This window comes from Allobosea sp. P1_A7 (assembly GCF_056406775.1).
Map to the genome: position 1 here is coordinate 37,539 of NZ_JBFTZN010000067.1, position 7,120 is coordinate 44,658.

7 protein-coding genes are annotated in these 7,120 nt (G+C 65.9%); 3 read left to right on the top strand and 4 right to left on the bottom strand.

Going from position 1 to position 7,120, the window contains the following annotated elements; all coding sequences use genetic code 11:
• Positions 1-58: 58 nt before the first annotated feature.
• The 3 genes from AC1D34_RS14135 to AC1D34_RS14145 form a co-directional block, all read right to left on the bottom strand.
• Positions 59-1,246, bottom strand: a complete 1,188-nt coding sequence (locus AC1D34_RS14135; protein WP_476824542.1) for an FAD-dependent monooxygenase — start codon at positions 1,244-1,246, stop codon at positions 59-61.
• 85 nt (positions 1,247-1,331) lie between these two features.
• Positions 1,332-1,583 carry a zinc-finger domain-containing protein gene (locus tag AC1D34_RS14140; RefSeq protein WP_069880056.1) on the bottom strand — a complete coding sequence of 84 codons (252 nt, stop codon included), beginning with the start codon at positions 1,581-1,583 and terminating at the stop codon, positions 1,332-1,334.
• A gap of 73 nt (positions 1,584-1,656) precedes the next feature.
• Positions 1,657-2,622 carry a heparan-alpha-glucosaminide N-acetyltransferase gene (locus AC1D34_RS14145; protein WP_476824543.1) on the bottom strand — a complete coding sequence of 322 codons (966 nt, stop codon included), beginning with the start codon at positions 2,620-2,622 and terminating at the stop codon, positions 1,657-1,659.
• 92 nt (positions 2,623-2,714) lie between these two features.
• Between AC1D34_RS14145 and AC1D34_RS14150 the strand changes: the two genes are divergently transcribed.
• The gene (locus AC1D34_RS14150) at positions 2,715-3,482 is read left to right on the top strand and encodes an alpha/beta fold hydrolase (protein ID WP_476824544.1); all 768 of its coding nucleotides are present in this window, start codon (positions 2,715-2,717) and stop codon (positions 3,480-3,482) included.
• Between the two features lie 184 nt (positions 3,483-3,666).
• Positions 3,667-4,515: a serine O-acetyltransferase gene (gene cysE, locus AC1D34_RS14155; protein WP_441491411.1), complete on the top strand. Its 849-nt coding sequence runs from the start codon at positions 3,667-3,669 to the stop codon at positions 4,513-4,515.
• On the opposite strand, the gene AC1D34_RS14160 is transcribed toward cysE, so the two are convergent.
• Positions 4,506-5,402, bottom strand: a complete 897-nt coding sequence (locus tag AC1D34_RS14160) for a LysR substrate-binding domain-containing protein (protein ID WP_476824545.1) — start codon at positions 5,400-5,402, stop codon at positions 4,506-4,508. The genes cysE and AC1D34_RS14160 overlap by 10 nt on opposite strands.
• A 133-nt stretch (positions 5,403-5,535) precedes the next feature.
• Here AC1D34_RS14160 and AC1D34_RS14165 point away from each other — a divergent pair, with 133 nt between their 5' ends.
• Entirely contained in the window at positions 5,536-6,858 is a 1,323-nt protein-coding gene (locus AC1D34_RS14165) for a beta-eliminating lyase-related protein (protein WP_476824546.1), read from the top strand.
• The last annotated feature ends 262 nt before the right edge of the window (positions 6,859-7,120 follow it).

Here is a 7,120-nt window from a genome sequence, read left to right on the forward strand (position 1 = left end):
CTCCATCCGATGGGTCCACATGAGAGATAGGAAGTGAATGCGGCGAAGGCGAGATGCCCTAGGCTTGCAATCGCCAATCGTAGAGCCAATCGAGACGATGGCGCATGCCATCGGGCCCAAGGCGGCGCATTGCGAAGTTGCGCGCGATAGTCCAGGGCCATTCCAAATGATAGGCCCGGCCGTTGCTGCGGCTCGTGGCCTGGACGCGCCGGGCACGGTCCTGCCGGGCTGTCGCATAGGCCGCGAGCGCTGCCGGTAGCGCTGCCGCGCCGCCCTGCTGGAGATGAACCGTCAGTTCCTGCGTCAGGACGCCGGCATCCTCGATCGCCAGCGCGGCACCCTGCGCCATGAAGGGCAGGACCGGATGGGCGGCATCGCCGAGCAAGGCGATGCGCCCCTGTGCCATCGCTGCGGGCGGCCGGTCGAAGAGCGACCAGACCAGCCAGTGGGGCGCCGCTGTCGCAAGCTTGTGCAGCACGGGCTCGGCCTTGGTGAGATGAGCGGCGAGTTGCCCGGGCTCACCGTCGCGGGACCAACCCTCACGGGCCTCCTTCGCTTCGCGAATGACGACGAGATTGGTCTCGCGACCACCGGAGACAGGGTAATGCACGGCATGGCGGCCCGGGCCGAGATGCAGGGTCACGACGCCGGGCGCGGCGCGGCCGCCGGCGTTGGGTACCAGGGTCCGCCAGGCCTCATAGCCGGTGAAGACCGGCGGAGCGGTATCACCGATGAGTTCGCGGCTGCGCGACCAGAGCCCGTCGGCGCCGACGAGCGCCAGTGCCGAAATGGTCTCCAACTGGCCGGCTTCGGTCGCGAGCGTCGCGGTGATGCCGTCCGCGTTCTGGGCGATGTCGCGCAGGCCGCGGCCGACGATGAGCCGGACGCCGGGCAGGGAACGGGCGGCGTCGAGCAGCAGCGTGTGCAGGTCGGTTCGGCGTATGGTGCGGAAGGGTGTTCCGGAGCCGGCGGCGGTCATCGGCATTTCAGCCAGCGGAGAACCATCCTGCCAGCGTCGCACAACGAGGCGTTCGGCAACCACAGAGGCGCGCTTGACGGCGAGGCCAAGATCGAGAGCTTCGAGAACATGCCCGGCATTTGGCGAAAGCTGGATACCCGCACCGGTTTCCCCGAAGCCGGTGCGCTTTTCCGCGACCGTCACGGAGAAGCCGCGCCGCGCCAGTGCAATGGCGGCTGTAAGCCCGCCGATGCCGGAGCCGGCGATCAGGATATGGGGAGCGGACACGGCTGTCTTCGGCAATCGGATGCGCCAGAAACCGGAACGACCGGTCGCGATCGGAAGCGGCGGGCGCCTTGAACGCCGGCGCCCGTCACGCTGCCTTGGCTGCCTCGTGATGGGCGCATTCCGGCGGCGTGCAGGCGCCTGCCGACAGCGAGGGCTCGTATTTGAACAAGGTCGAGCAATAAGGACAGATGATCTCGCCGTCTGAGCCCATGTCGAGGAAAACATGCGGGTGATCGAAGGGCGGCTTGGCCCCGATGCACATGAATTCCTTCGCGCCGACATGGATGACGGCAACGCCGGGCTGGTTATGGAAATGCGGGATGCCCGTATCGGCCATGGATCATGCTCTTGCGTTGATTTGCCCCACCTCTAACCCGTCACGCCGGCCCGCGCCAGTGTGCGCAAGCGCCTCAGGGCGCCCGGAAGCAGGCACCTGCAATCGATCCGGTGCGCGCKCTTTCCTCCCGGGTGAGCGTGTTTGACAGGACTTTTTGCCAGAGTCCGTCGCGCTTGAGGCCATCGATCGCGCAATTGCAGGCCTTCTCGCACACTTGCAGCGAGGTTTCGGCGCTGACACAGCTGCGCAGGCAGGAGATCAGAAACGGGCGCGCTTCCTGCTCGGGGCCGACGGCCAGCCGCATGACGATGAGCAGCACTCCGATGAAGATCGGCTGGTGCAGCAGGTAGACGCTGAGGCTGTGCCGCCCGCCCCAGGCGATGACGCGGGCCGGCAGCGAGCGCGCCTGCCAGTGGCTCCAGCTTCCCTGCCTGGCGAGCGCCATCTTTCCGAGAGCCATGCCTGCCAGCACGCATCCGAACCAGGGCACGATCGGTACGAAATCGGCGGTTGCCCCGGAGACATGAGCGAAGCCGAGCCAGAGCAGCCAGGGTTGATCGAGCATTTGCGGCGCAGGAAGCAGTGGCAGCGCGAATAACAGGGCGCTGAACAGGAGCAGGACAGCGGCCGGCAGTCGCAGGAAGGGCAGGGCGAGCACGCTGGAGAGCGCGATATTGTGGAGGATGCCGAAGTAGATGAAGCTCTCCGGCATGGCGAACCAGGTCGCGATCGTGACCAGCGCCGCGGCGCCTACGACCATGGCCAGCCGGCGGAAATAGGCGGACAGGTTCACACCCCTGCGCGTCGCCAGCACCAGGCTGAAGCCGACGATGGTCAGGAAGGACCCTGCGATCAGGCGCGCGAAGGCGCTCCAGCCGGGATGGGCGGGGACATCGGTTGCAATCAGGTCAAAATGGGAAAGATCATAGGCGAAGTGGTAGACGAACATCGCCAGCAGAGCGAGGCCGCGGGCAAGATCGACAAGGTCGATCCGGCGGCGTGGAAGCGACGATGTCGGGGCCGTCTCAGCGTGGCTCATATCAGCCTTCATAGGCAAGCGGCGGAAACACAGCTACACAAAGTCGCTCCTGCATGGCAGGTGAAGACCCCCCGCAGCTTCCGCGACGTGCCATGCAGAAATTCTCCTCGGACGGCGTCAATCTCGCCTTCATCGACCTCGCCCCGACCAATGACGCGCCGCGCGGCGAGAGCATCATCCTGATCCATGGCTTTGCCTCCAGCCACATGGTCAACTGGGTCAATACGCAGTGGACGAAGACATTGACCCATGCGGGTTACCGTGTCGTTGCGCTCGACAATCGCGGCCACGGCCAGAGCGACAAACCGCATGAGCCGGAGGCCTATTCCTCGCACATCATGGCGGAGGATGTGCGCCGCCTGATGGATCACCTCGAGATCGCGCGGGCGGACGTGATGGGTTATTCGATGGGCGCGCGCATCTCGGCCCATCTCGCGCTTGCCCATCCGCAGCGCCTGCGTTCGCTGCTGCTCGGCGGGCTCGGCATTCATCTTGTCGAGGGCGTCGGCCTGCCGCTCGGCATTGCGGATGCGATGGAGGCTCCCTCGCTCGATGTCCTGAGCGACCCGATGCAGCGGATGTTCCGTGCCTTTGCGGACGCCAACAAGAGCGATCTCAAGGCACTCGCAGCCTGCATTCGCGGGTCGCGGCAGACGCTCACGCCAGACGAGGTCGGCCGCATCGCGATGCCGACCCTGGTCAGCGTCGGAACCAAGGACGATGTCGCGGGCTCCGGGCAGGAACTCGCGGCTCTCATTCCGAATGCGGAGGCTTTCGCGATCGAGGGGCGCGATCACAACCTCGCAGTTGGGGACAAGACCCACAAGCAGGCCGTGCTCGATTTCCTCAGATGGCTCTGAGCCGACGATTTCATCGCCCCGCGATGACATGCCGGCGGATGCAACGGTTTGGGGCGGATATCCCAGGTTTGATGCCGGTTTCCCTGCGGTCCAGGCAGGGCAAGGCAGCGTTCTTGTTTGGCATTGCAGCATGGCGCCGTGCTAGAGTGGGGTTCTGAAACACACCGTATTCCGGAGAACGATCATGCCGTCAGGGCGCTCCGTCGTAGAATCGCGCCACCCGGTCACCGGGCTCGACAGGGTCGATCCGGTTTGGACTCGGCTGCGGCGCGAGGCCGAACAGGCGCTCGGCATCGAGCCAGCGCTGGGCAGCCTGATTCTGTCGTCGATTCTCAACCAGCCGAGTTTCGAGGCGGTGGTCGGCCATCGCGTGGCGGCGCGGCTCGCGCATCCCGCTCTCGGGGCGGATCTGATCGAGCAGGCCTTTGCCGAGGCCATCGCTGCCGACCCCGAGATCGCCCAGGGCATGCGCGCCGATGTTCTTGCGGTGCTCGACCGTGACCCGGCCTGCAAGCGGCTGATCGAGCCCGTGCTGTTCTTCAAGGGCTTCCACGCCCTGCAGGGCCACCGGCTGGCGCATTGGCTGCTCAACCAGGGGCGTCGCGATTTCGCGCTTTATCTGCAGAGCCGTTCCTCCGAAGTATTCCAGACCGACATCAATCCCGCGGCGCGCATCGGCAAGGGCATTTTCCTCGACCATGCAACGGGCCTCGTGGTCGGCGAAACGACTGTGATCGAGGATGACGTCTCGATGCTGCAGGACGTGACGCTGGGCGGCACCGGCAAGGAGAGCGGCGACCGCCATCCGAAGATCCGCAAGGGGGTCCTGATCGGCGCCGGCGCCAAGATCCTCGGCAATATCGAAGTCGGCAAATGCGCCCGTGTCGCAGCCGGTTCAGTCGTGCTGACTGCGGTGCCGCGCAACACCACCGTTGCCGGCGTACCCGCAAAGGTAGTCGGGGAAGCGGGCTGCGCCGAGCCGTCTCGCTCCATGGATCAGATTCTCGCCGGCGACTGCGGCGCTCACATCTGAGCACCAATCCGTCCTGACGCCTGCAGCCAATCCGCGACCTCCTGGCGGCGGGGGTGACCTTGTGCCGGCAACAGCAGGGTCATCCGGTCCGGTGTCGTCAACGCAGGTCCAAGCGGCGCGACCAGCCGACCATCGGCAAGATAGGGCTGGAGCAGGCTGAGCCGGCCCATCAGCACGCCAGCACCCGATAGCGCAGCATCGAGCGCGACGCTGTAGAGCGAGAATGACGGGCCACGCGCCGGATCGACGCTCTCGCCGGCATTGGTCKAGGCCAGCCAGCGCGCCCAGTCGCCGCGCCAGACCGCGTCATGCAGCAGAGTCTCATCAGCGAGGCCGGCAACGGTCTGGAGCCGGGATGCGAGGGCGGGAGAGCAGACCGGTATGATCGCGTCAGGGTCGAGCACGAGCGCCGATGGAGCGGCCTTGCCATCCCCGAGATAGAAGATGGCGATGTCGCAAAGCTCGTGCCTTGCGTTCGGTGGTTGCTCCATGGCCGAGACCGAGACCTGCAATCCGGGGAACGCTTGCTGAAGCCCGGCAAGACGCGGTGAGAGCCATAGCTGGGCGATGCAGGGCAGGGCGGCGATCGTGAGCGTGCGGTTCTCATGCCCGCCGCCCAGTTCCAGCATCGACGATGCCAGCAGATCGAAGCCGCGGCTGAGGCGCGGCAGCGCCGCACGGGCAGCCGGCGTCAAGGCGACACCTTGTGGCAACCGCCGGAACAGCTGGACCCCGAGCGCCGCCTCCAGCTGTCGGATCTGCTGCGTCACCGCACCGGCCGTCACTCCGAGCTCCTCTGCTGCCTTGGCAAAACTCTCGCAGCGCGCGGCGGCCTCGAAGGCGCGTAGCGCGTTGAGCGGGGGCAGACGGGGGCGTGGTGGCGTCACGGGCATGGCAACCTGTCGGAGCCTTAGATTTTCTCTGTCTCGCGGCGACGATAACTCGTTTGCGCCAGCCGCGGCAAACGGCTCCAATCACGGCGTACCGCGCGTTGCGGTTCGATCGGATGGAGAAACGGACATGGCGGCGTTGGGCAGGCGCGACTGGGTGCCAGCGGCAAGCGAGGACTACGTGCTCACGGTCGCCGAGACCATCGCCCTGCAGGATCTCGATGCGACCGAGCGGTCGATCCAGGCGTTGACGACGGAGAACCGCGCGATCCACGAGCGCGATTGCGTCAATCTCAACCCCGCAACCAATATCATGAACCCGAAGGCGGAGGCGGCGCTCTCGGCCGGCCTGGGCGCGCGGCCTTCGCTCGGTTACCCCGGCGACAAATATGAGATGGGGCTCGAGGCGATCGAGAAGATCGAGATCATTGCCGCGGAGCTCGCGGCACAGGTCTTTGGTGCCAGCTACGCAGAAATCCGGGTGCCATCGGGTGCCATCGCCAATCTCTATGCCTTCATGGCGGTGGCGAAGGCGGGGGACTGCATCATCGCGCCATCCGGCGATATCGGCGGGCATGTCACTCATCATGGCGCTGGCGCGGCCGGGCTTTACGGCGTCATCACCCATCCCGCGCCGGTCGACGCGCTGAACTACACAGTCGATCTCGGCAGGCTGCGTGAGGACGCATTGCGTCTCCGCCCGAAGCTGATCAGCATCGGCGGCAGCCTCAACCTGTTCGCACATCCGATCCGTGAGATCCGTGCCATCGCGGACGAGGTCGGAGCGATCGTGCTGTTCGATGCCGCCCATATGTCCGGCATGATCGCCGGCCATGCCTGGCAGCAACCGCTGCAGGAGGGAGCGCATCTGATGACGATGAGCACCTACAAGAGCCTGGGCGGCCCGCCTTCGGGCCTGATCGTCACCAATGACGCCGACCTTGCCAGGAAGCTCGATGCCATCGCCTATCCCGGTCTGACCGCCAATTTCGACGCGGCAAAATCGGCATCTCTCGCCATTACGCTGCTCGACTGGAAGGCGCATGGCCGCGCCTATGCGCAGATGATGGCGCAAACCGCGAAGGCGCYGGCCGATGCTCTTGTCGAACGGCAGGTTCCGGTCTTCGCGCGCGATCGCGGCATCACGACATCGCATCAGTTCGCCATCGAGGCGGCCCCCTACGGCGGCGGGCAGGCGGCCGCGAAACGGCTGCGCGAGGTCAACATCCTGAGTTGCGGGATCGGCCTGCCGATCGCGCCCGTCGCAGGCGATGTCAACGGCCTGCGGCTCGGGACGCCCGAGATCGTGCGCTTCGGCATGACACCCGCCGACATGCCGGAGCTCGCCGGCTATATCGCTGAAGGTCTGAGCGGAGCTCGGCCCGCCGAGGCCGTTGCACGGGATGTCACGGCCTTGCGCAGCCGCTTCACGAAGCTGCACTTCATGCGCTGACGGGTGGCGGCCGGCGGGCAGGTGCGTACCGGCGCCGAAACCTCATGCGCCGGCCCGAAACGTCGAACGCGGTTTCGGACCGATGCAAACACGGAAGATCAGCTCATCGGACCGGATACGAGACCCGGGGCGATGAGCTAGGAGCCCGTCCGAGTAACGATTTTGGGGCGATTATGACGGGAAGGCTGGGCGCGAGATTTCGGTGCCCGGTCCTCATCTTGAGGCTTTTGCAAGCTTCAGGAGGTTGTGAGCGGTACAGATC

Excerpts from the sequence above, each read along its gene's own strand:
- AC1D34_RS14140 (WP_069880056.1), bottom strand. The coding sequence starts at position 1,583 with ATGGCCGATACGGGCATCCCGCATTTCCATAACCAGCCCGGCGTTGCC.
- AC1D34_RS14150 (WP_476824544.1), top strand. The coding sequence starts at position 2,715 with ATGCAGAAATTCTCCTCGGACGGCGTCAATCTCGCCTTCATCGACCTC.
- cysE (WP_441491411.1), top strand. The coding sequence starts at position 3,667 with ATGCCGTCAGGGCGCTCCGTCGTAGAATCGCGCCACCCGGTCACCGGG.